The following is a 23472-nucleotide window of genomic DNA, read 5'->3' as shown; positions in this document are numbered from 1 at the left end:
TTATGCGCGTCAACAAATACATCAGCGAAGCCGGCCTGTGCTCGCGTCGCGAGGCAGACGAGCTGCTGCTCGCCGGCCGCGTCAGCATCAACGGCGCAGTCGTCTCCACCGGCGCCAAGGCGCTGGAAGGCGACGAGGTGCGCGTGGATGGCGAGATCGTCAAGGCGCGCGTCCTCGCCGCCACGCCGGGGGCGAAGAAGGCGATCTACATCGCGCTGAACAAGCCGGTCGGCGTCACCTGCACCACCGACCAGAGCGTGGCCGGCAACATCGTGGATTTCATCGACCATCCGCAGCGGATTTTTCCGATCGGCCGGTTGGACAAGGATTCCGAAGGGCTGATCCTGCTGACCAGCAACGGCGACATCGTCAACGAGATCCTGCGCGCGGAGAACCACCATGAAAAGGAATACCTGGTCGGCGTGAACAAGGCCGTCACCGACGAATTTCTCGTCGGCATGAGCAAGGGCGTGCGCATCCACAACCAGATGACGAAACCCTGCCGCACCCGCCGCATCGCGAAATTCGGCTTCTCGATCGTGCTCACCCAGGGCCTGAACCGGCAGATCCGGCTGATGGCCGCTGCGTTCGGTTACCGCGTCACCCAGCTGCGCCGCGTGCGCATCGACAACGTGAAACTGGCCCATCTGAAGCTCGGCCAGTGGCGCAACCTCACCGAAGCGGAACTGAAGGGCCTGCTGCCCGGACGCACCCAGTGGTGAGGTAAGCGACGATGCTCAAGCCGGTGGCGAAGCCGCCTCACCCGGCACGCCATAGGACACGGAACGCAACCCTTCGATCCGACGCATGTCGTCCACCAGCGCCGCCAGTTGTTCCGCGCGCACCGATCGTTCGAACAGGATGTCGACGACGTCATCCCCGCTTTCGTGGCGACGCACGATGATCTTGAACGTCGCCAGATGATGGCGCGAAAGCACCTCCTCGACCGCCGCCAGCGCAGGCGCGCCACCGAGACGCGCGGTCGCCCGGGGCCGGCGGTTGCGCGTCTGGATGAAACGTCGCTCGATCGGCTTGAGCAGGGCCAGGATCACCCAGATCACCGCGGTGGCGATGATTGCGGCGAAGAACATGCCGCTGCCGGCGGCCAGGCCAATCGCCGAAACTGCCCACAGACCCGCCGCCGTGGTCAGCCCGCGGATCACCTGTTCACGCTGCAGGAACAGGATCGTGCCCGCACCGAGAAAGCCGACACCGCTGATCACCTGGGCCGCGATACGCGAGGGATCAAGCACGATGTCCGGCCGGTGCAACACGTCGGCGAAACCGAACGCCGAGACGATCATCGCCAGCGCGGCGCCCACGCTCACCAGCATGTGCGTGCGCAAGCCGGCCGCCCATTCGAGCCGGCCGCGATTGACGCCGATCACGGCGCCCAGCACGGCCGCCAGCAGCAGTCGGATCAGGATTTCATGCGGCTGGATCATGCGGGAACACCAAGCTGCCTGACGTTTCCAGCCATGCTAGCAACCGGCCGCATCACGCTGCCGGCAGCGTCTGCAGATCCCAGCGCGGTCGCACCTGCACGGTTTCGTCCTGGTGCTGGCCGCTGGCCAGGCGGATTGCGCCGGCCAGCGCGATCATCGCGCCGTTGTCGGTGCAGAAATCCAGTCGCGGGAAATACACCTGGAAGCCATCGTTCTCCCCGGCTCTGGCCAGCTCGCTGCGCAGGTGCCGGTTCGCACCCACGCCGCCGGCGATCACCAGCCGGCGCGCACCGCTGGCTTCCAGCGCGCGGCGGCACTTGATGATCAGCGTATCGACGATCGCCTCCTCGAACGCGCGGGCGACGTCGGCACGGGTCTGCTCGCTCTGGTCCGACTTCTGCCAGGCCAGCAGCACCTGGGTCTTCAGCCCGGAAAAGCTGAAATCGAGGCCGGGCCGGTCGGTCATTGGCCGCGAGAAGCGGAACGCGCCGGGACGGCCCTGCTCGGCCAGCTTTGCCAGCGCGGGACCACCGGGGTACGGCAAACCCATCAGCTTGGCGGTCTTGTCGAATGCCTCGCCGGCGGCATCGTCCAGGGTGTCGCCCAGGATCGTGTACTGGCCAATCGCCTTCACCTCGACCAGCATCGAGTGGCCGCCGGACACCAGCAAGGCCACGAACGGCGGTTCGGGCGGGTTTTCTTCCAGCAAGGGGGCCAGCAGGTGGCCCTCCATGTGGTGCACCCCGATCGCCGGCACGCCCAGCGCCCACGCCAGCGCGCGGCCGGCCGAAGCCCCGACCAGCAACGCGCCGACCAGTCCGGGACCGGCGGTATAGGCTACCCCGCCCAGATCCTTCACCGTCAGCCCGGCCTGGGCCAGCGCCTCGCGGATCAGCGGCAGCAGCTTGCGCACATGGTCGCGGCTGGCCAGTTCCGGCACCACCCCGCCGTAATCGGCATGCAGCTTGATCTGGCTGTACAGCGTGTGCGCCAGCAGGCCGCGCCCCGGCGCCTCCGGCTCCCAGCGCAGCAGGGCCACCCCGGTCTCGTCGCAGGAGGTCTCGATGCCCAGCACCACGCCGGTCACCGGCTTCATCATGCCGGGCTTTGAAAATTCTCTGTTATCCACGGTATAATTCGCGGCTCACCATATTCCACTGTCCTGCAAGAGCAGGCAGATTACCACCCGGAGTTTCCATGCCCAACGTAAAAGTTCGCGAGAACGAGCCGTTCGAGATCGCACTGCGTCGTTTCAAGCGTACCTGCGAAAAGGCCGGCGTGCTGGCCGAAACGCGCAAGCGCGAGTTCTACGAAAAGCCGACCCAGGAGCGCAAGCGCAAGCGCGCCGCCGCGGTGAAGCGTCACCTGCGTCGCCTGTCGCGTGACGTCTCGCGCAAAGTCCGCCTGTACTGAGTTTCCCCGATCCGCCGCCTCGGCGGTGGACCAGCGGCGCCTTGGCGCCACGCATCAAGGAAACCGGCCGGCGCGGGTACTCGCAGCCGCCGCAAGCACAGCCGATACGACCTGGCCGGTGTTGTCCCGAGTGACAACGCCGGCTTTGTCGTTTTCGCCGCGCCGCTTTGTCCACCCTTCCGCCAAGGCCATCGCCATGACCCTCAAGCAACAAATCACCGAAGACATGAAGACCGCCATGCGCAGCGGCGACAAGCACCGGCTGGGCGTGATCCGGCTGATGCTGGCCGCGCTCAAGCAGCGCGAGGTGGACGAGCGGATCGAACTGGACGACGTGCAGGTGCTGGCCACGCTGGAGAAAATGCTCAAGCAGCGACGCGATTCGGTCAGCCAGTTCGACGCCGCCGGCCGCGACGACCTGTCGGCGATCGAGCGCGCGGAAATGGTGGTGATCGAGGCTTACCTGCCGAGCAAGCTGGACGAGGCCGAAATCGACGCATTGGTCACTGCCGCCATCGCCGAAACCGGCGCCAGCGCACCGCGCGACATGGGCAAGGTGGTCGCCGCCGTGAAAGCCAAGGCCGCCGGCCGCGCCGACATGGCCGTGGTGTCCGGCAAGATCAAGACGCGCCTCGCCGGCTGAATCAGGCCGGCGTCTGCCGCTGCATGCGCCGCTGATCCGGCACTCGCCCCTGCGCATTGGCCAGCGTCGAGCGACGCTCGACGACGACCGCAAAGCCCAGTCGCTCATACAACCGCTGGGCGGCCGGATTGGTCGCCGCCACATCCAGTACCACCGGACCGGCGCCGACCGGCTGCGCCGCCAGCAGATGCGCGACGAGGGCCGTACCGGCGCCCTGCCCGCGCAACGACTCGCTCACGCCCAGATGCCCCAGGTAATACATGGCGCCGGTCGGCGGCGGGATCACTGCCTCCACCCGCAGCCCGCGCACGATCACCCCGGCCGCATGGCGCCAGCCGTAATGGCCGAGGATCTGCCGCGCCGCCGCCAACGTGAACGACCATTTCGTGGCACCGCCAAACCCCGCCCCGGCCGCCACCACCGCGCCGTCGAGCACGCCCACCACATGGTTGCGCCAGCCGAATTCGCCGGCGCCATCCACAAAGGCATGGCGCAGAAAGGCTTGCGCATCGCCTACGCCGGGCACCGCGAACACATAGTCAAACGCGGCCGGGCCAGAACTGTGGATCAGCGGCACCGCAGGCGCCACGTCGGCCGCCACGGCCGGGCGAAAGGTCAATCCAGCCTGCGTCATCGAACACTCCCCTGTGGTATTCCGTCCGAGGTTAACGCAATCCGGCCGAACCTCATCGTCGGCAACCGACTAAACTAGACCGCTTATGCGCGGCCTGATCCCCGACAGCTTCATCGATGAACTGCTTGCCCGCGTCGACATCGTCGACGTGATCGAGCGGCGGGTGCCGCTGAAGAAGGCCGGGCGCGAGTGGACGGCGTGCTGCCCGTTTCACAACGAGCGTTCGCCGTCGTTCTACGTCAGCCCGGCCAAGCAATTCTTCCACTGCTTCGGCTGCGGCGTGCACGGCAGCGTGATCAAGTTCCTGATGGATTACGACCGGCTGGAGTTCCCCGATGCGGTCGAGGAGCTGGCGCAGACGGTGGGCCTGACGGTGCCGCGCGAGGGCGGTCGCGAGGCGGTGCCGCGCGAGGACAAGACCGACCTGTATGCCTTGCTGGATTCCGCCGCCGGCTGGTACGAGGGCGAGTTGCCGCGCCACGCCGACGCGCAGGCGTATTGCAAGAAACGCGGACTGGACGCGGAGACGATCAAGCGCTTCCGCCTCGGCTGGGCTCCGGCCGGCTACGACGGCGTGATCAAATCGCTGGGCAACACGCCGCGCCGGATGGAGCTGCTGAACGAGGCGGGCATGGTCGCCAGCAACGAGAAGGGCAACAAGTACGACCGGTTCCGCGAAAGGCTGATGTTCCCGATCCTGGACCGCCGCGGCCGCGTGATCGCGTTCGGTGGCCGGGTGCTGAGCTCGGAGCAATCGCCGAAGTATCTGAACTCGCCCGAGACCCCGCTGTTCCACAAGGGTCGCGAGCTGTTCGCGCTGTGGCAGGTGAAGCAGGCCAACGCGAACCTGCTGCGGATCGTGGTGGTCGAGGGTTACATGGACGTGATCGCGCTGCACCAGGCCGGGTTGCCGATCGCGGTGGCCACGCTGGGTACGGCGACCACGCCGGAGCACACCGAGGTACTGTTCCGCGCGGCACCCGACGTGGTGTTCTGCTTCGACGGCGACCGCGCCGGTCGCGCAGCGGCGTGGAAGGCGCTGGAATCGGCGCTGCCACGGTTGCGCGACGGCCGCCAGGCGTACTTCCTGTTTCTGCCCGACGGCGAGGACCCGGATTCGCTGGTGCGCAAGGAGGGCAAGGACGGCTTCGAGCAGCGCATCAAGCAGGCGATGCCGTTGTCGGACTACTTCTTCAACGAGTTGTCGCACGATGTCGACATGGCCAGCCTCGATGGCCGCGCGCGACTGGCCGAACGTGCCCGCCCGCTGCTCGCGAAGCTGCCCGACGGCGCATTCCGCGACCTGATGGCGCAGGAGCTGGAAAAGCGCAGCGGCGCCCGTGCGATGCTGCAGGCCGACCCGACCAGCCATCGCGCCGTGCAGCGCCCCACGGCGGTGCAGCGCAGCCTGGTGCGCAGCGCGATCTCGCTGCTGCTGGCTCAGCCGGGGCTGGCCGATCAGGTCGAGAAGCCCTACCGCTTCCTGCGCCTGGACAAACCCGGGGTGGAGCTGCTGGCCGAATTGCTGGATCTGGCACGCGCCCGGCCCGGCATCAATCCGGCCATGCTGGTCGAGCATTTCGCCGAACGCACGGAATACCCCTCGCTGCAGAAATTGATGGCCGCCGCGGCGGTCGGAGAACCCGAGGCGCAGGCCGCCGAATTCTTTGATGCCTTGCAGCGGATGGAGGATCAAGCCATCACCCAGCGCCGCGATGCGCTGACCGCGAAAAGCCGCGAGGGCGCACTGGACAGCGCGGAGAAATCCGAACTGCGCGAACTGCTGGCCGCGCGCGCGCAGCCGGCGGGCATGCCGGGCAGAACATGAGGGCCAGCCATACGCCTGCACCGATTTCGCCCGACCGACGCCCGGGATGCGGTAGCCGCGGCGTGTCTGTGGGATCATCGGCCCTTGCGCCCGCACGGGCCCGACGAGAAGCGCAAGAAAAGTAATGGATCTGCTGCAGCATCTGGTCACGATCTTCGCCGAGAACGGCTACGTGGCGGTGTTCATCGCGCTTATGATCTGCGGTGCCGGGCTGCCCTTGCCCGAGGACATCACCCTGGTCGCCGGCGGCGTGATCGCCGGGCTCGGTTACGCCAATGTGCATGCGATGTTCGCGCTGGCGATGTTTGGTGTGTTGCTGGGCGATTGCGCGATCTTCCTGCTCGGCCATCATTACGGCTCGCGCATCCTGCAGTGGCGCTTCGTGGCCCGCATCCTTACGCCTGCCCGCTACGCCAAGGTGCAGGAAAAGTTCCATCGTTACGGCAATCGCGTGCTGTTCATCGCACGCTTCCTGCCGGGCATGCGCACCACGATCTACCTGACCGCCGGCATGACTCACCGGGTCTCGTTCCTGCGTTTCCTGCTGCTCGATGGCACGGCCGCGCTGATCAGCGTGCCGTTCTGGGTCTACCTGGGCTATCTCGGCGCGGACAACCACGAGTGGCTGGCGACCTGGGTGCGCCGCGGCCAGGCCAGCCTGTGGATCCTGGTGGGCATCCTGCTGCTGATCCTGCTGATTTCCTGGTGGCGGCACCGTCGTCGCTCGGACTGCGCGCAGGATTGAGCTTGCGCATGCCGCGGCGCCGGTTCCGCCCGGACAACTTCACGCTGGCCCTGCTCGGTACCGTCGTGCTGGCCTCGTTGCTGCCCTGCCGGGGCGAGGCGGCGCGGATCTTCGACGTGATCACCGACGCCGCGATCGCGCTGCTGTTCTTCCTGCATGGCGCGAAGCTTCCGCGCCACGCAATCGTGCAGGGCATGACGCACTGGCGGCTGCACCTGACCGTGTTCGCCAGCACCTTCGTGCTGTTCCCGCTGCTTGGGCTGCTGCTGCGACCCCTCGGCCACATGTTGCTGACCCCGGACCTGACCACGGGTGTGCTGTTCGTCTGCCTGCTGCCGTCGACCGTGCAGTCGTCGATCGCATTCACCTCGATCGCGGGCGGCAACGTGCCGGCTGCCGTGGTCAGCGCCTCGATGTCGAACCTGATCGGCATCGTGCTGACACCCTTGCTGGTCGGATTGCTGCTGGAAAGCCACGGCGGCGTCTCCTGGCACGGCGTGCTGGACATCGTGCTGCTGCTGTTGCTGCCGTTCACCGTCGGCCACCTCGCTCGATCCTGGATCGGCGGTTTCGTCGACCGGCGCAAGCCGCTGCTCGGCTTCACCGACCAGGGCACGATCCTGCTGGTGGTGTACACCGCGTTCAGTGCGGCGGTGGTGCAGGGGCTCTGGCGCGACACACCGGTCTCCGCGCTGCTGGCGACTCTGTCGGCATGCGCGCTGCTGCTGGCGCTGGCGATGCCGACGATCACCTGGGTCGCGCGTCGATGCGGCTTTTCGCGCGCCGACGAGATCACCATCGTGTTCTGCGGCTCCAAGAAAAGCATGGCCAGCGGCATCCCGATGGCGAAAATCCTGTTCGCCGACCAGCTCGGCGGCCTCGGCGCGCTGGTGCTGCCGCTGATGATCTTCCACCAGTTGCAGTTGATGGTATGCGCGGTGGTAGCGCAGCGCTACGCCGATGGGGCCGCCATGGCTGGCGCGGGCAGTGACTCCATCGAAGCGGACTGAAGAGCGGCCGTGCTGCAGCCAGCGCCCGTAGCGGCGGATATAAATCACCAGTTGGGTCAGCGCGCGGTAGGTGAGCACGGTCAATGCCAGCCACGCGAAATGCACCGGCGGCATTTCCATCATGCCGGTCTTCGCGCTCACCGGGGTATCCGGCGGTACGCCAAGCACGATGATCGCAGTGGCCAAGCCGAGAACCGGCGACGACCGGTCCCGGCCCGCTCATGAGCCGGGCGCATAGTTGAACCCGACTGTCATCCAGCCGCCGCGACGGTCGCGGCCGGTCAGCAGATCCAGGCTGATGGCGCTCCCGAACCACCGGCGCAGGCCGGCCTGCATGGCCCGATATCCACCGACTTCGGCATAGAATTCGCCCAGACCTGTCCAGTGCGCGTCCATGACATCCTGGAAGCCCACGCCTCCGCTGGCCTGCCAAGACCTGCCGGGCTGCGCCTTGGCGCCGAGGTTGGCATGCATCGTCCACGACGCGCCGAGAGGGATGGTGGCGACGAAGTTCGCGTCGACCCCTTCCAGTCGACCGCCCAGGCGCTGCCAGTCGGTACCCAGTGATACCGCGAAGCCCGCCGTACCCTCGCCGGGATCGCGTAGCGTGCGCTTGACGCCTGCCTGTAGATTCAAGCCATCGGGACCGTGCAGATAACCGCTGACCGCGAGATCGTATTCCAGGCTACCGAGGCGGCAGGAAGGCGCGGCCGTGTTGCCGATGGCATTGCCTTGCATGCGCAGCCAGGATTCGAGCTGGCAGTAACCATCCGACGCGGTGCCGGCGTCGTCGACCAGCAGACTTCCGCCCGCGTTCGCCGTGCGCGGCACCAGCCCGAACCAGGCCACCCAAGCGCAGGCTGCCAACAACCAGGCCCGGTACATATTCCGCAATCCATGACTACAGCCAGCGTCCGTAACGGCGCGTGTAGGCCACCTTCACCAGCTGGGTCAGCGCGCAATACGCCACCACGGTCAATGCCAGCCAGGCGAAATACACGGGCGGCATTTCCATCATGCCGATCTTCGCGCCAATCGCGGTATACGGCAGCAACATGCCGATCACGATGATCGCCGTGGTCAGGCCGAGCACTGGTGCCGCCGCGCTGCTCTGCAGGAACGGGATCTTGCGCGTGCGGATCATGTGCACCACCAGGGTCTGCGTCAGCAGGCTCTCGACGAACCAGCCAGACTGGAACAGCGACTGGTGCGCCGCCGAGTTCGCGCCGAACACGTACCACAACAACAGGAAGGTGGTCATGTCGAACACCGAGCTGGCCGGCCCCACCCACACCATGAAACGGCCGATGTCGCCGGCGTCCCATTTGCGCGGCTTGCTCAGATAGTCCTCATCCATGCGGTCGAACGGGATCGACAGCTGCGAGATGTCGTACAGCAGGTTCAGCACCAGGATCTGCAACGGCAGCAACGGCAGGAACGGCAGGAAGATGCTGGCCACCAGCATGCTCAGCACGTTGCCGAAGTTCGAGCTGGCGGTCATCTTGATGTACTTGATGATGTTGCCGAAGGTGATACGCCCTTCGAGCACGCCCTCCTCCAGCACCATCAGGTTTTTTTCCAGCAGGATGATGTCGGCCGACTCCTTGGCAATGTCGGTGGCGGTATCCACCGAGATGCCGACGTCCGCATCGTGCAGCGCCGGCGCGTCGTTGATGCCGTCGCCAAGGAAACCCACCGTATGCCCCTGGCGCTGCAGCGAGCGCACCACGCGCGCCTTCTGCAACGGCGACATCTTGGCGAACACGGTAACCCTCGCCACCAGCGCATCCAGCGCGGGGTCATCGAGTTCCTCGATCTCGCGGCCCTGCACCGAATGGGTGACGTCCAGCCCCACCTCGCGGCAGATCTTGCGCGTCACCGCCTCGTTGTCGCCGGTGATCACCTTCACCTCGACGCCATGCTGGTGCAGTGCGCGAATGGCGGTCGCCGCGGAATCCTTCGGCGGGTCGAGGAAGGCCAGGCAACCGACTGCGACCATCTCGCTTTCATCGGCCACGCTGTACGGCCGCTCGTGGCTCGATTCGCGCCGCACCGCGACCACCAGCACGCGCAGGCCGTCTTCGTTGAGGCGATGGGTCATCGCCTTGATCTCGCTGCGGCGCGCCTCGGTCATCGGCTCGACGACATCGCCGATCCGCGCGAACGCGCAGATCGAGAGCATCTCCTCGACCGCGCCCTTGCAGATCAGCAGGTGTTCGCCGCGACCATCGGTGACCACCACCGACATGCGCCGGCGCTGGAAATCGAACGGAATCTCGTCGACCACCTGGTAACGCAGCGCCGCCGATTCCAGGTCGCGATGCTCCAGCACCGCCTTGTCCATCAGGTTCTTCAGGCCGGTCTGGAAACGGCTGTTCAGATAGCCGTATTCCAGCGCCTCGTCGGATTCCTCGCCGTCCAGATCCAGGTGTCGCTCCAGCACGATCCTGTCCAGCGTCAGCGTGCCGGTCTTGTCGGTGCACAGCACGTCCATCGCACCGAAGTTCTGGATCGCGTTGAGCCGCTTCACCACCACCTTGCGCCGCGACATCGCCAGCGCACCTTTGGCCAGATTCGCGGTGACGATCAGCGGCAGCATCTCCGGCGTGAGGCCCACCGCCACCGACAGCGCGAACAGGAACGCCTCCAGCCAGTCGTGCTTGCCGAAACCCTGGATCAGGAACACCACCGGCACCATCACCGCCATGAAGCGGATCAACAGCCAGCTGACCGAATTCACGCCGCGGTCGAAACTGGTCTGCACGCGCTGGCCGGACATGCTGTGCGCCAGCGAGCCGAGGTAACTGCGCGCGCCGGTGGCCACCACCACCGCCGTGGCGGTGCCGCTGACCACGTTGGTGCCCATGTAGCAGACCGTGGGCAGTTCCAGCGGATTGTCGTGGCTGGCGCGCTCCGCTGGCGCGGCCAGGCGCGAGGGCGCGGATTTTTCCACCGGCAGCGATTCGCCGGTGAGGATCGCCTGACTGATGAACAGATCCTTCGCACTGAGCAGGCGCAGATCCGCCGGCACCATGTCGCCCGCGCCCAGATGCACGATGTCGCCGGCGACCAGTTCGACCACCGGCACTTCGATCTGCTCGCTGTGGCCGTCGGAGGCCTGTCGCGTCACCGTGGCGGTATTGCGCACCATCGCCTTGAGCTTCTCGGCGGCGCGCGAGGAGCGGTATTCCTGGGTGAAACTCAGCAACACGCTGATGCTCACCATCACCGCAATGATGATCGGCCCGGTGAGGTCGCCTGCATCCGTCGCCAGCTCCACCCCGGCCAGCACCAGCAGCACGATGATGAACGGGTTCTTGAACGCGCGCAGCAGCTGCAGCGACCAGTGCGGCGGCTTCTCGTGGGATACCTCGTTGGGACCGTCGCGATGCAGCCGCGTCTCGATCTGTGCCTCGTCGAGCCCGGTCGGCGCGGTCTCCAGTGCCTCCAGCAATTCGCCGTTGGCGCGAAACGCCTCCTGCGCCACGGCCGTGCGCAACACTGCCGCGGCCTTGCCCGCCGCCTTGCCCACGGCAATCTGATTGACTTGCTTGCTCATGACCCGCTTCCGTGAATTCGCTGATGCCTGTCGCCGGTGCGAGCCCGCGGAATCACTCCGCCAACTGCATCACCGTCGCTACGCATGGCCGCACACGCGGCCGGAACGGCACCGCCGCTGGCGGAGGCCACCCCTTCTTGCATGACGTCATCACGACCATCAGCGACCGGATACCAGAGCGCGATGTACGGACGATGGCAGCGCATCGGCCGGGGCCGGCACACGGCCAACCGCCGCCGGGCTACGGCGGTGCAATTCGATCACGTTGCTACTGGCCGGCCGTGCCAGCGGGGCAGGCACGGTTACCACGTAAGCACGACGCGCGACCGCACGCCGGCCAGCCAGCAACCGGCGCAGTGCGCGCAACAAAAGGGATTCGCGAAGGAGCTTCATCGGCCCATCTCCTCGTAACGACGCCGGTGGCGTCGTCAGGGGTGGGCCGGACTTTCCCTAGTCGAGGAAAGCACCAGCCGACCGCAGGCGATCGCCGCAGGCGTTCAACTTGTTGTAATGCGGCGCCGGCACCCGAAGCGAGCGGATGTCGACGTTGCGACTAGGGTAAACGTCCATATGCCTTGGTTTGTCAGGACTGGGAGCCAGCCGACGTGTTGCGCCGGATGGCGCGCGCATTGTCGTGCTGCGCCGCGGAAGTGTCAATGTCGAAGCAGACGAAATTTCCTGCAGCCGGGACCTGCTCAGATCACCCGATGCAGCAGCAGACCCTGCTGCACCAGCGGGTCGACCAGCCAGTGGTCGAGCAGCAGGAACGCGAACAGCGCCATCAGGTACACGATGGAATACTTGAACACCTTCATCGGGAACAGCTCGTCCGGCGGGTTCAGCAAGCGGATCGCGTAGTACAGGAAGCCGATGTCGAGCACCAGCGCGCCGCCCAGGTAGATCAGCCCGCTCATCCCGGTAATCGCCGGCAGCAGGGTCACCAGCACCAGCAGGATCGTGTAGAAAAACACCTGCCAGCGCGTATAGACCACGCCATGGGTCACCGGCAGCATCGGCACGCCGGCGCGTGCGTAGTCGTCGCGGCGGAAGATCGCCAGCGCCCAGAAATGCGGCGGCGTCCACACGAAGATGATCAGGCACAGCTGCAGGGCGAATGCGTGCAGTTCGCCGGTCACCGCGGTCCAGCCCAGTACCGGCGGGATCGCGCCGGCGAGGCCGCCGATCACGATGTTCTGGGGCGTGGCCCGCTTCAGGTAGCGCGTATAGACCAGCGCGTAACCGATCAGGCCGCCGAAAGTCAGCACCGCCGTCAGCACGTTGACCAGCAGCGCCAGCACCAGCATCGAGGCGATCCCCAGCACCACCGCGAACAGCAAGGCCTGGTGCACGGTGAGCTTGCCGGTGGCCAGCGGACGACGGGCGGTGCGCACCATCAGCTTGTCGATGCGCTCGTCGATCAGGTGGTTGAATGCGGCGGCCGAACCCGAAGCCATCCAGATGCCCAGCGTGCCGAACACCAGCGCGCGCCACGGCGGGATGCCGATCGCCGGCGGCGCCACCTGCACCGCCAGGAACATGCCGATCACCGCGCAGAACACCAGCAGCGCGACCACACGCGGCTTGGTCAGCTGCAGATATTCGCGAATCAATTCCATCTCAACGTGACTCCCCTGGCATCGGCGCGGCATCCTGGGTGCGTGCCAGCGTCGCCAGCAAGGTGAACAGCAGCAAGGCCGCCATGCCATTGTGCGCCGTGGCCACGGCCAGCGGCAGCCCGAAATACACATTGCTGATGCCGAGGGCGACCTGGCACAGCAAGGCCATCACGATCGCGACCGCGTAACCGCGCAGCCCGCGCCGGGCCGTCTTGAAGGCGAGCCAGCCGAGATAGCAGAACACCACCAGGGCGCCGATCCGGTGCACGATCTGGATCGCGCTGCGCGCGGCCATGTCCAGCACACCACCCTCGTAGTTCACGCCGATGCCACGCCACAGCACGAAACCCTGATGAAAATCGGTAGGCGGTGCCCACTGGCCCAGACACTGCGGGAACGAGCCGGGACCGTAGCCGCAGGCCAACGCCGCGTAGTTCGACGAGGTCCAGCCGCCCAAGGCGATCTGGCACGCCAGCAGCACCACACCGAGCAGCACCAGGGCGCGCAACCCGGCCAGCCGCCGGTCCGGTGCCGCCACGCCGGCAAAACGCAGGGCAGCCCAGGACAGCAGGCCGAACGTGAGCATCCCGCCCAGCAGGTGACTGGTGACCACGATGGGTTTCAGCAGCAGGGTCACCGTCCACATGCCGAGCATCGCCTGGAAGACGATTACCGCCAACGCCAGCACGCAGATCTTCCACGCGCCCGGCCGAGGCAGGCGCATCGCCGCGAACAGCGGCAGCGCGATCGCGCACGCCGCCAGCAACGACGACCAGCGGTGCTCGCCACTCATGTACAAAGCCACCCCGGCCGCGGCAAGGACGGAACCGGCGATCACCGCCAGCAACGCCCTACGCCGGCGCCAGCTGGCCAGCAGCGCCAGCGCCAGCACCATCACACCCAGCGTGCCGGCGAGGAACCGGTGCACCTGTTCGCGCCAGGCCTTGTGTGCCTCGTACGGGCGCCCCGGAAACTTGGCGTCGGCATGCGCCACCGCCTGCGCATGCTGCGGCCAGGTGACCTGGCCGTAGCAGGTCGGCCAGTCCGGGCAGGACAGCCCCGCATTGGACAGACGCACGAACGCGCCGAACATCACCAGGCCGAAGGCAAATACCGCCGCCAGCAGGGACAGTCCGCGCAATATCCTCAAGCGACGTGCCGACATCACTTGATCACCTTGCGCAGGTCGCGCAGCAAGCCGGCTGCATCGAAACCGGCGGGATAGAACGACAAGGCCGTGCCGTTGGATTCCACCAGCAAGGCACTGACGCTGTCCGGCGCCTTGGACCGGAAGCCCGCCAGCTTGCCGTCGACATCCGTGCCGATGCTCCAGTAGCTGGTCATGGCCTGGCGCGCTGCGGCGTCGCCGGGCGGTGTGCCGAGATAGAGCAGGCGCAGGCGCGACTGGTTGCGGTTGAGCATCACCCGCGCCTTGGCCATCGAGGTCAATGCGGCGAGGCAGCGCGCGGCACAATCCGGGCCGGCCAGCGCGACCAGGGTCATCCGCGGCTCGCTGTCGCGCCAGGCCCAGTTGCCGCCGTCGACCATCGGCACGCGCAACTGCTCCGCGACGAAGTTGCGTTGTGGCGTGATCGGCTGGCCGCTGCCCTTGGCGCCGGGCTGCCAGCCGCCCACGGTGAGCAGGCCGGCCACGATCATCGGCGCGGCAAACACCAGACCGATCAGCAGCAGGTACAGGCGGCTCTTGCGCAGGGACTTCGGGTCAACAGGATTCATCGGTGCAGTCATGGCATGGATTCAGAGATGGCGGTCAGGGTCGGCGCGGCCCGCGCTTGCGATGCAGCACCAGCAGGATCACCACGGCGGCAAGCGCGAACGAGAACCACTGAAACGCGTAGGCGCGATGCCGGCTCGGCGGCATCGTCAGGTCGAGCGTGTGCCGGCGCACGTAGACCGACGCGGCATCGGCGTCCAGCGCCAGCACCCGCGGATACAGTGGTCGGCCGAGGTCGCGCGAAACTTGTGCAGGCGCCAGGTAGATGCTGTCCTTCGGCCAGCGGGTCTGGCGCGCCAGCGCATCGCCACCCATCTCGAAGCCGGTCGGCGGCGGCGGTACATACAGGCCATGCAGATCGACCTCTTCCGCCGACAAGGGCGGCAGTGGCGGCATCTTGCCGTTGCCATTGCCCGGCAGGAAGCCCAGGTCGACCAGCAGCAGGTGCTGCTGGTCGCCGATCTGCAACGGCGCGAACACCTCGACGCCACCGCGCTCGTCATGCCGGGGGTTGTCCAGCAGGTACAGGCGGTCCACCAGATAATGTCCGCGCACCTGCACCCGCGGGAAGCTGTCCGCGGGTGGCTTGGCGGCGACCGCGGCAAAGTCCTGCAGCGGCGCCGTCACCGCCGCGGCATAGCGCCGCAGCAGCGATTCCTTGAAGTCGGCGCGATGCAGCTGCCAGATGCCCAGGCGTGTGAAAAGCAGGGCTCCGGCGACGGTCAACAGCAACGCCCACCACGACGGACGACGAAATCCGTTCACGCGGATCGGTCGCCGCTGGTGGCTATACTGCCGTTGTCGAAATACATCAGGTCTGTCACGTGGAAACCGTCTACAAAATTGCGCTGGTGGTGGTCTTGCTGGTGGTGATCTTCAGCCTCGGCCAGGCGCTGTACTTCATGATGACCGACAAGGACGACGACAGGCGCACGGTCTGGGCGCTGACCCGCCGCATCGGCTTGTCGCTGGTATTGATCGCCATGGTTGCCCTCGGCATCTGGATGGGCTGGCTGCATCCGCACGGCGTCGGCCAGTGATTGTAGCGGTTGCGCCGGCACGGTGCCGCCGCCGCGACAAACTGGCCGCTTTGCCTTCGTGGCGAAACGAACTGCGGCCTGGCTAGCCAGGCACCCGGTAATAATCCCGATACCAGCGCACGAAGTTCGCCACACCCTGCTCCACCGGCACGCTGGGGCTGTAGCCCACGGCGGCGGCCAGCGCCGACATGTCGGCCTCGGTGTCGGGCACGTCGCCGGCCTGCAGCGGCAGCATCTCCATCTGCGCCTTGCGACCCAGGCACTCCTCCAGCACCTCGATGTAGCGCAGCAGTTCCACCGGCTGCTCGTTGCCGATGTTGTAGATGCGATAAGGCGCCACGCCGCTGCTGGCAGGGTCCGGCGCCTTGCCATCCCAGCTGCTGTCCTTGCCCGGCACCTTGTCCAGCGCGCGGACGACGCCCTCGGCGATATCGTCGATGTAGGTGAAGCTGCGCTTGTGATGGCCGTGGTTGAACACCTTGATCGGCTCGCCGGCCAGGATCGCGCGGGTGAACAGGAACAGCGCCATGTCCGGCCGCCCCCACGGTCCGTAGACCGTGAAGAAGCGCAGCCCGGTGCACGGCAGGCCGTACAGGTGGGCGTAGCTGTGCGCCATCATTTCGTTGGCCTTCTTCGAGGCGGCATACAAGGTCAGCGGGTGTTCGGTCGACTGATGCTCCGAAAATGGCATGGCCGTATCCGCGCCGTACACCGAGCTGGTCGAGGCATACACCAGGTGTTCGACCCCGTGGTGGCGGCAACCCTCGATGACGTGCAGGAAGCCCGTGACATTGGTCGACACGTAGATGTGCGGGTTTTCGGCCGCGTAGCGCACCCCGGCCTGTGCCGCCAGATTGATCACGCGCTGCGGCTTGTGCCGGGCGAACACCGCCTCGACCGCGGCGCGATCGGCCAGGTCGACCGGCTCATGCCGGTAGGCGGGGTTGCCGCTGAAACGCGCCAGCCGGGCCTTCTTCAGCTCGACGTCGTAATAGTCGCTGAGGTTGTCGATACCGACCACGTCGTCGCCGCGCTCGAGCAGTCGCATCGCGACGTGGGAACCGATGAAGCCGGCGGTACCGGTGACGAGAACTTTCATGCCGGGGTGACCTGCGCTATGGATAACCCGTTCATGATACGCAGTCGCGCCCGCCGGCGCCGACTACAGTCGTCCGTCGACCATCTCGCGCGGCAGCACGTACTTGACGTCGTACAGCACGCTCGACGGCTTGCCGAACGCACGCATGCCAGCGCTGCCCAGCTCGGCGAACTGACGGTGGCCGACGGCCACGATCACCGCGTCGTAGTCCGCCTGAGGCGGCGTACCGATCAGGTCCAGGCCGTATTCGTGCCGCGCTTCGGCCACATCGACCCACGGGTCGAAGATGTCCACCTCGGCGCTGTAGCCGCGCAACGACTCGACGATATCCACCACCCGCGTATTGCGCAGATCCGGGCAGTTCTCCTTGAACGCCAGGCCCAGCACCAGAATGCGCGCGCGCACCGGGTTGATGCCCTTGCGCACCATCAACCGGATCACCTCGCCGGCGATGTATTCGCCCATGCTGTCGTTGGTGCGCCGCCCGGCCAGGATCACGTCCGGGTGATGGCCCACTTCCTGCGCCTTGTGGGTGAGGTAGTACGGATCGACGCTGATGCAGTGACCGCCGACCAGGCCGGGCCGGAACGGCAGGAAATTCCACTTGGTGCCGGCCGCCTCCAGCACTTCCAGCGTATCGATGCCCAGCTTGTTGAACAGTTTGGCCAGGTCATTGATCAGGGCGATGTTGAGGTCGCGCTGGGTGTTCTCGATCACCTTGGCCGCCTCGGCGACCTTGATGCAGCTGGCCTTGTGCGTGCCGGCGGTGATGATCGAGCCATACAGCCGATCGACGAAGTCGGCGACCTCGCGGGTGGAGCCCGAGGTGACCTTGAGGATCGAGGTGACGCGGTGCTGCTTGTCGCCGGGATTGATCCGCTCCGGGCTGTAGCCGGCGAAGAAGTCCTGGTTGAAGATCAGGCCCGACACCCGCTCCAGGATCGGAATGCAGACTTCCTCGGTACAGCCGGGATAGACGGTGGATTCATACACCACGATGTCGCCGCGCTTGAGCACCTTGCCCAGCGTCTCGCTGGCCTTGACCAGCGGCGTCAGGTCCGGGCGCTTGGCGGCGTCGATCGGGGTCGGCACGGTGACGATGTAGACGTTGCAACTGCGGATGTCTTCCAGGCTGGCGCTGAACTGCAGGCGCGTGGCCGCCGCCAGCTCGGCCGCGTCGACTTCCAGCGTATGGTCGTGTCCGGCACGCAACTCATCCACGCGCGCGGCCCGGATGTCGAAGCCGACGGTGTCATAGCGCTTGCCGAACTCCACCGCCAGCGGCAGGCCCACGTAGCCCAGGCCGACGATGGCGATTCTGGCGTTTTCCAGTTGTTGCATGCCTGCGATCCCTATGGTTCTCTATGATTGAGTGCGTCCCGGCACGGTCAAGTCAAGCCGGAATGCGGATTTCGCCACGGCAACGGCCCGGTCCGGCGCATTGAATCTCGACGCCCTGCCTGCTTGCCCGTTTTTCATCGGTCACGCCGTGATATTCTTCACATTCTGAAAGACAATCAGGGGGATTGCCATGAAGATTTCAAACTGCCTGCTCCTGCTGGGCATGCTGCTGGCACTCGCCGGCTGCGCCACCGCGCCGGGCTCGACCCAGGCGCCGACGATCAATCCCGACGCCCAGGCGGTCGCCGTCTACCATATCGGCGTGGACGATCAACTTCAGGTATCGGTCTGGCACAACCCCGATCTGAGCGTCAGCGTACCAGTGCGGCCGGATGGCAAGGTCACCGTGCCCCTGGTCGGCGACGTCCAGGCCGGCGGCAGGACGCCGGAGCAGGTGGCTGGCGAGATCCAGGACAAGCTCAAGGCCTATGTCCGCGACCCCCAGGTAGCCGTGATCCTGACGGATCTGCGCAGTCATGAGTATCTGTCGCGCGTTCGCGTGACCGGGGCGGTGCGCACACCGGTCTCGATCCCCTACCGGCAGGGCATGACCGTGCTCGATGCCGTACTGGCGGCCGGCGGCACCACGGAATTCGCCGCCCCAGATCGCACCGAGCTGTATCGCAAATCCGACGACAAGACCCAATCGTATGCGATCCGGCTCGACAGCATCTTGCAGAAAGGCGAGCTGAAGACCAACTACCCGGTTCAACCGGGCGATGTCATCACCGTGCCGCAGCGGGCGTTCTGAGCAGGCAGGACGCAGACACATGAGTCAGGCAAAGCCATGAGTGAAGAAGCCCACCCCCTGCTGGCGATGCTGCCGGTGCTGTGGACCGAGGCGAAGCGGCGGCGCATCGTGCTTGCCATCATCTTTGCCTCGATCGCACTGCTGGCGCTGGTCGTCGGAGTGAACTGGCCGCGCCGCTACGATGCCTCGGTCACCATACTGGCCCAGCAGAGCAGCATCATCACCCCGCTGATGGAGGGTGCGGCGGCGGCCACCGGCAACGCCAACCGCGCCGGCATCGCCAAGGCAGTGATCTTCAGCCGCAAGGTGATGAGCCAGATCCTGGTCACCGGCGGCTGGATGGCCAGTCACCCGTCGGCGGTGGAGCAGGACAAGCTGATCGAGGAGATCAAATCGCGCACCGTCATCAAGATCGCGCACGACAACCTCATCACGGTCAGCTATCACGACAGCGACGCCCGGCGAGCTTACGAAGTGACACAGGCATTCGGCCAGTTGTTCATCAGCGAGAGCCTGGCTTCGAAGAAACGGGAGAGCCGCGACGCATTCAACTTCATCGACAGCCAGGTCGAGGCGTATCGCAAGAAGCTGACCGGCGCGGAGAACAAGCTCAAGGACTATCGCAACACCAACGCCGATGCGCGCCCGGGCAGCGAGGCGGATACCAACGCCAGCATCGGTCAGTTGCGCAACCAGATCGAGACGGCGCGCATGGACCTGATGGAGAAGCGCTCGCAGGCGGCGTCGCTGGAGTCGCAACTTTCCGGCGAATCGGAGGTCAGCTCGGTGCAAACCTCCAGCGGCGTGTACGAGAGCCAGCTCGCGGAACTGCAATCGAAGTTGGACCAGTTGCGCCTGACCTACACCGACGAATACCCCGACGTGGTGCGCACCCGTCACCAGATCGAGGATCTGCGTCAGGCGTTGGCCAGCGCCGACCAGCGCAAGGCGAAGACGCCGCGCGCGATCGGCGACTCGGGCAGCAACGGCAACGCGGTCCAGTTCAATCCGTTGTATCAGCAGATGCGGAGCCAGCTCACCACCTTGCGCTCCGATATCGCCGCAACGACGGCGCGGCTGGCCGCCACCAAGACCCAGCTCGAATCGGAACTGGATCGCAGCAAGCGCATCGCCAACTCCGAAGCCGTCACCGCCGAACTCACCCGCGACTACACGGTCAATCGTGATGTCTACCAGGACCTGCTCAAGCGCCGCGAGAGCGCGCGCGTGTCGATGAACCTCGACGCCGATCAGGATGGGCCTTCCTTCGTGGTGCAGAATCCTGCAATCATGCCGCTGGTACCTTCCGGCCTGCGCTTCGTGCACTTCGGCCTCGGCGGCATCTTCGCCGGATTGGCCATTCCGTTCGGCCTGCTGTTCGGCGTTGCAAGGTTCGACCCGCGGGTGCGCTCGGCCGAGCAACTGGAGAGTTCGACCGGATTGCCGGTGCTGGCGAACATCCCGTTCTATCCGAGCCCGTCGGATCATCGCCGGGAGCAACGGCGCAACGTGACGCTGGCATTGATCGTGCTGACCGTCATGCTGGCCTACTTGGTGCTGTTCTGGCTCAAGCTGAAGGGATTGGCATGAACGGGATGGACGAAGACAAGTCCGTGGTCAATCTGAACCCGCGCGAGCCGGGACCCCACGGGCGCGCTGCGCCAGCGGGTGACGAGCTGAAATCGGCGCCTGGCCACTCGATCGCGCTGATGTCGGAAACCGGTGCCCTGGCTCCCAGCCAGTTGGAAGAGCGCCGATTGATCCATCGCGAGGAGTCGGTACGCACGCAGTCAGACGCGTTCCGCGAGATCCGCACGCGCTTGTTGTGGCTGGCGGGCGAACGCAACTTCGTGACCATGGTGGTGCCGGTCAGCCCGAAGTCGGGCGGCAGCTTCGTGGCACGCAACCTGGCCATTGCGTTCGCCTTCGACGAAGCCAAGACCAGTCTGCTGATCGATTGCAACCTGCGCTACCCGGCACAGCATGAGGCGCTCGGCGTGGCTCGCGGCACCGATGGCCTGATCAACTTCCTCGAACAGCCCTCGATCGGCATCAAGTCCATCATTTACGGCACCGGAATCCCTCGCCTGCGGCTGATTCCGGCTGGCTCGACACGCGAGAACAGCGGCGAATATTTCTCATCGTTCCGCATGCGCGCGGTGATCGACTCGCTGCGCTGCCGCTACCCCGATCGCTACCTGTTCCTGGACGGCCCCGCCATCAAGGGCTCGCCCGACGCGCGCATCCTGTCCGAGCTGGCCGACCAGGTGGTTGTGGTGGCCGGCTACGGCCGCGACACCCCGGCGGCGATCAGCCAGGCAGTTGCCAATTTCGACGCCGGCAAGGTCGCCGGGGTGGTGTTCAATCACGCGCCTTGATGCAACGCGCTGAGCTTGACGATCGTGGACAAGCCGTAAAGGGGAGGACGCACACATGTCGACACGCAGCACCCGCAATTGCGTAGTGGGATCGATGCTCGCTCTTGCCTCGACCGGCGCGGCGGCGGCGCAGTTCGACTACGGCTGGCGCGTCGGTGTCGGCCACAGCGACAACATCGGCCTCACGACAACTGACCCGATCAGCCAGAACATGCTGATACCCGGGTTCGATTTCAGCTACCAGCAGGAGGGTTCGACCTTCCAGACCAACGTAGTCGGCAACCTGGAGTATCGCGACTACCTGGGCAATGCCTTCGACAACCAGAAACTGGCCCAGCTCGCCGGCCAGGCCAACTGGACCGTGCTGCCGCAACGCCTCGACTTCACCATCCTGGACGTGGCCAGCGTGCAGCCGTTGTCGACGTTATCAAGCAACGCACCGGGCAACCAGCAGCAGACCAACGTGCTGACGCTGGGGCCGACGCTGCGCTTTCGCCTGAATGGGACGCTGCGCGGCCAGGCCGACCTCAATTATACCAACAGCACCGCCTCCAAGACCCGCGACTTCAACTCCTCTCGGGGTACATTCGCACTGCGCCTGCTCAAGGATCTCAGCCCCACCGAGCTGCTGTCGGCCAATGCCGAAACCGAGCGGGTCACCTTCGATCACAGCGATGCTGGCCCCGCCTACAATCGCACCCGGCTGTTCGCCAGTTTCGTCAACCACCTCCGCCAGCTCGATATCGACGCTTCGCTGGGCTGGTCCCGGCTCTCCTTTGGCGGCGCCGCGAGCACCAATACCCCGCTGGCTCGATTGAACCTGACCTGGCAGATGACCCCGAACAGCAGCCTGGCATTCGGGGCAGCGCATCAGTACGGGGATGCCGCCGAAGATCTTATCACCCAGCTTGGCCAGAATCCGGGCACACTCCCGCCAGTCGCGCCGTCATCGTCGAACGTGAGTACCGGCACTACCGTCATCGGCTCGCAGGTCTACATCGAACGACGATTCGAGCTGGTGTACACCTACGTCGGCGCACGATGGAAGCTGCGGGTGGCACCGCTTTACCGCAACTTCGACTACGTCAACGACCCCACGGACAGTCAACGTGGTCGCAGCGGCAGTGCCGGCCTCGACTACCGTCTGAGCCCGCGCACCACCTTGTCAGCCTTCGTGAATACCGAGTCGCTGCACTACGATTTGCTGCAGCGAACCGATCGCACCACCAACTTCGGCATCGTCCTGACCGACAAGCGAACCACGCACTGGAGCTGGAACGTTGCGCTGACCCGGAGCCTGCGCAGCAGCAACGCGGCGGATGCCTCCTACCACGCCAACGAGATCTACCTCGGCGTGGCTTATCGGAGGTGACGGTGCGGCTCGAACCAGCACAACCGTGCCAATTCGGTACCGGCGGGGATTTGTTCGGCCTCTACCATGCGACCTCCGGATCCGCCCGATCCGCCGTGCTGATGTGCCCGCCGCTGGGCCAGGACATGATCCGCAGCCATCGCGTCTATCGGCAGTTGGCCGACGCGCTGGCACAGCAAGGTATCGCCGTGCTGCGCTTCGACTATTACGGCTCGGGTGATTCGGCCGGCGACAGCGCCGAGCTCGACTGGGCGCGCTGTCGTACCGATATGGTGACCGCGGCCGGCGAGTTGCGCGCTCGCTCGGGGTGCACACGGCTGATCGGTTTTGGCGCGCGCCTCGGGGGCAGCATCGCGCTCAACGCCGCCACCGCCGCCCGCCTGTCCGAATTGCTGTTGTGGGATCCGGTACTGGATGGCAGCCAGTACGTGGTCGCACTCGACGCCCTGCAGGACGCCCTCCGGGCCGATCCGATGCGTTTCGGCGAGCCCCGCACGTACGAGGATGCCGCCGGGCAATGGCTGGGTTTCCCCGTCGGCGCAGGCCTGCGTCGGCAGCTCGACACCTGGCGCGCCGAACCGCTGCCGATGCCGGTTCGCGTATTCGACTCGCTGCCACCGACCGCCGCGCATGACTGGAACCTGCTGCTTGGCGACGCGGTCAACGTCACCGAGCTGCCAACAGCGGCGAGTTGGGATGAGCTGGATCGGCTGGAGCACGCCATCCTCTCGCCCGACCTGATCCGTGCGGTCGGCGACTACCTGCGGGTGGCGGCATGACGAAAGAACGGGTGCTTCGCTTCG

24 protein-coding genes are annotated in these 23472 nt (G+C 66.0%); 12 read left to right on the top strand and 12 right to left on the bottom strand.

Annotated elements, in window-relative coordinates:
• The first annotated feature begins 2 nt into the window (after positions 1-2).
• The gene (locus tag B0E47_RS11830; protein ID WP_077514469.1) at positions 3-722 is read left to right on the top strand and encodes a pseudouridine synthase; all 720 of its coding nucleotides are present in this window, start codon (positions 3-5) and stop codon (positions 720-722) included.
• A 15-nt stretch (positions 723-737) separates the two neighbouring features.
• Here the strand turns inward: B0E47_RS11830 and B0E47_RS11825 are convergent, their stop codons facing one another.
• A complete protein-coding gene (locus B0E47_RS11825; protein ID WP_077514468.1) occupies positions 738-1445 on the bottom strand; it encodes an MgtC/SapB family protein in 708 nt (235 codons plus the stop codon).
• A gap of 52 nt (positions 1446-1497) precedes the next feature.
• Positions 1498-2541, bottom strand: a complete 1044-nt coding sequence (tsaD, locus tag B0E47_RS11820; RefSeq protein ID WP_077514767.1) for a tRNA (adenosine(37)-N6)-threonylcarbamoyltransferase complex transferase subunit TsaD — start codon at positions 2539-2541, stop codon at positions 1498-1500.
• 101 nt (positions 2542-2642) lie between these two features.
• On the opposite strand from tsaD, the gene rpsU reads away from it, so the two are divergent.
• Both rpsU and B0E47_RS11810 read left to right on the top strand, forming a co-directional pair.
• Positions 2643-2858 carry a 30S ribosomal protein S21 gene (rpsU, locus tag B0E47_RS11815; protein WP_007081639.1) on the top strand — a complete coding sequence of 72 codons (216 nt, stop codon included), beginning with the start codon at positions 2643-2645 and terminating at the stop codon, positions 2856-2858.
• A gap of 196 nt (positions 2859-3054) precedes the next feature.
• Positions 3055-3501, top strand: a complete 447-nt coding sequence (locus B0E47_RS11810; protein WP_077514467.1) for a GatB/YqeY domain-containing protein — start codon at positions 3055-3057, stop codon at positions 3499-3501.
• Position 3502: 1 nt separating this feature from the next.
• On the opposite strand, the gene B0E47_RS11805 is transcribed toward B0E47_RS11810, so the two are convergent.
• Positions 3503-4135, bottom strand: a complete 633-nt coding sequence (locus B0E47_RS11805; RefSeq protein WP_077514466.1) for a GNAT family N-acetyltransferase — start codon at positions 4133-4135, stop codon at positions 3503-3505.
• An 85-nt stretch (positions 4136-4220) separates the two neighbouring features.
• On the opposite strand from B0E47_RS11805, the gene dnaG reads away from it, so the two are divergent.
• The 3 genes from dnaG (at position 4221) to B0E47_RS11790 (ending at position 7718) form a co-directional block, all read left to right on the top strand.
• Positions 4221-5963 (top strand): DNA primase, encoded by a 1743-nt coding sequence (gene dnaG, locus B0E47_RS11800; RefSeq protein ID WP_077514465.1) that lies wholly within the window; start codon positions 4221-4223, stop codon positions 5961-5963.
• A 124-nt stretch (positions 5964-6087) separates the two neighbouring features.
• Positions 6088-6708 (top strand): DedA family protein, encoded by a 621-nt coding sequence (locus B0E47_RS11795; RefSeq protein ID WP_077514464.1) that lies wholly within the window; start codon positions 6088-6090, stop codon positions 6706-6708.
• A gap of 8 nt (positions 6709-6716) precedes the next feature.
• Positions 6717-7718 carry a bile acid:sodium symporter family protein gene (locus B0E47_RS11790; protein ID WP_077514766.1) on the top strand — a complete coding sequence of 334 codons (1002 nt, stop codon included), beginning with the start codon at positions 6717-6719 and terminating at the stop codon, positions 7716-7718.
• Positions 7719-7937: 219 nt separating this feature from the next.
• Here B0E47_RS11790 and B0E47_RS11785 read toward each other — a convergent pair whose 3' ends face one another.
• The 7 genes from B0E47_RS11785 to B0E47_RS11755 all read right to left on the bottom strand — a co-directional run bounded on the left by B0E47_RS11785 (position 7938) and on the right by B0E47_RS11755 (position 15393).
• Positions 7938-8603 carry a hypothetical protein gene (locus tag B0E47_RS11785; protein ID WP_077514463.1) on the bottom strand — a complete coding sequence of 222 codons (666 nt, stop codon included), beginning with the start codon at positions 8601-8603 and terminating at the stop codon, positions 7938-7940.
• A 16-nt stretch (positions 8604-8619) separates the two neighbouring features.
• Positions 8620-11277, bottom strand: coding sequence for a magnesium-translocating P-type ATPase (gene mgtA / locus B0E47_RS11780; RefSeq protein ID WP_077514462.1), 2658 nt, complete (start codon positions 11275-11277; stop codon positions 8620-8622).
• A gap of 159 nt (positions 11278-11436) precedes the next feature.
• On the bottom strand, positions 11437-11670 hold the full coding sequence (locus tag B0E47_RS11775) for a hypothetical protein (protein WP_077514461.1): 234 nt from the start codon (positions 11668-11670) through the stop codon (positions 11437-11439).
• Between the two features lie 302 nt (positions 11671-11972).
• Positions 11973-12893 (bottom strand): heme o synthase, encoded by a 921-nt coding sequence (gene cyoE / locus B0E47_RS11770; RefSeq protein ID WP_077514460.1) that lies wholly within the window; start codon positions 12891-12893, stop codon positions 11973-11975.
• 1 nt (position 12894) lies between these two features.
• Entirely contained in the window at positions 12895-14058 is a 1164-nt protein-coding gene (locus B0E47_RS11765) for a COX15/CtaA family protein (RefSeq protein WP_077514459.1), read from the bottom strand.
• Complete coding sequence (locus tag B0E47_RS11760) at positions 14058-14630, bottom strand: hypothetical protein (protein ID WP_077514458.1); 573 nt, start codon at positions 14628-14630, stop codon at positions 14058-14060. Before B0E47_RS11760 ends, B0E47_RS11765 begins: the two co-directional genes overlap by 1 nt.
• A gap of 34 nt (positions 14631-14664) precedes the next feature.
• On the bottom strand, positions 14665-15393 hold the full coding sequence (locus B0E47_RS11755) for an SURF1 family protein (protein ID WP_077514457.1): 729 nt from the start codon (positions 15391-15393) through the stop codon (positions 14665-14667).
• A 59-nt stretch (positions 15394-15452) separates the two neighbouring features.
• Between B0E47_RS11755 and B0E47_RS11750 the strand changes: the two genes are divergently transcribed.
• Entirely contained in the window at positions 15453-15668 is a 216-nt protein-coding gene (locus tag B0E47_RS11750) for a twin transmembrane helix small protein (protein ID WP_077514456.1), read from the top strand.
• A gap of 82 nt (positions 15669-15750) precedes the next feature.
• Here B0E47_RS11750 and B0E47_RS11745 read toward each other — a convergent pair whose 3' ends face one another.
• Together B0E47_RS11745 and tviB are read right to left on the bottom strand one after the other, a co-directional pair.
• Positions 15751-16767: an NAD-dependent epimerase gene (locus B0E47_RS11745; RefSeq protein WP_077514455.1), complete on the bottom strand. Its 1017-nt coding sequence runs from the start codon at positions 16765-16767 to the stop codon at positions 15751-15753.
• Between the two features lie 63 nt (positions 16768-16830).
• Positions 16831-18108, bottom strand: a complete 1278-nt coding sequence (tviB, locus tag B0E47_RS11740; protein WP_077514454.1) for a Vi polysaccharide biosynthesis UDP-N-acetylglucosamine C-6 dehydrogenase TviB — start codon at positions 18106-18108, stop codon at positions 16831-16833.
• A 190-nt stretch (positions 18109-18298) separates the two neighbouring features.
• Between tviB and B0E47_RS11735 the strand changes: the two genes are divergently transcribed.
• The 5 genes from B0E47_RS11735 (at position 18299) to B0E47_RS17030 (ending at position 23448) form a co-directional block, all read left to right on the top strand.
• The gene (locus tag B0E47_RS11735) at positions 18299-18919 is read left to right on the top strand and encodes an XrtA/PEP-CTERM system exopolysaccharide export protein (RefSeq protein WP_077514453.1); all 621 of its coding nucleotides are present in this window, start codon (positions 18299-18301) and stop codon (positions 18917-18919) included.
• A 36-nt stretch (positions 18920-18955) separates the two neighbouring features.
• Complete coding sequence (locus tag B0E47_RS11730) at positions 18956-20509, top strand: XrtA system polysaccharide chain length determinant (protein WP_077514452.1); 1554 nt, start codon at positions 18956-18958, stop codon at positions 20507-20509.
• Positions 20506-21297 (top strand): polysaccharide biosynthesis protein, encoded by a 792-nt coding sequence (locus B0E47_RS11725; protein ID WP_254422912.1) that lies wholly within the window; start codon positions 20506-20508, stop codon positions 21295-21297. Before B0E47_RS11730 ends, B0E47_RS11725 begins: the two co-directional genes overlap by 4 nt.
• A 55-nt stretch (positions 21298-21352) precedes the next feature.
• Positions 21353-22669 carry a hypothetical protein gene (locus B0E47_RS17035; protein ID WP_168171064.1) on the top strand — a complete coding sequence of 439 codons (1317 nt, stop codon included), beginning with the start codon at positions 21353-21355 and terminating at the stop codon, positions 22667-22669.
• Between the two features lie 101 nt (positions 22670-22770).
• On the top strand, positions 22771-23448 hold the full coding sequence (locus B0E47_RS17030; RefSeq protein ID WP_254422932.1) for an alpha/beta fold hydrolase: 678 nt from the start codon (positions 22771-22773) through the stop codon (positions 23446-23448).
• Positions 23449-23472: the final 24 nt, after the last annotated feature.

This window comes from Rhodanobacter sp. B05, assembly GCF_002001085.1.
Lineage (GTDB): Bacteria > Pseudomonadota > Gammaproteobacteria > Xanthomonadales > Rhodanobacteraceae > Rhodanobacter.
The sequence above is the reverse complement of the archived record's forward strand: the minus strand, read 5'-3'. Positions and strand labels throughout refer to the sequence as shown.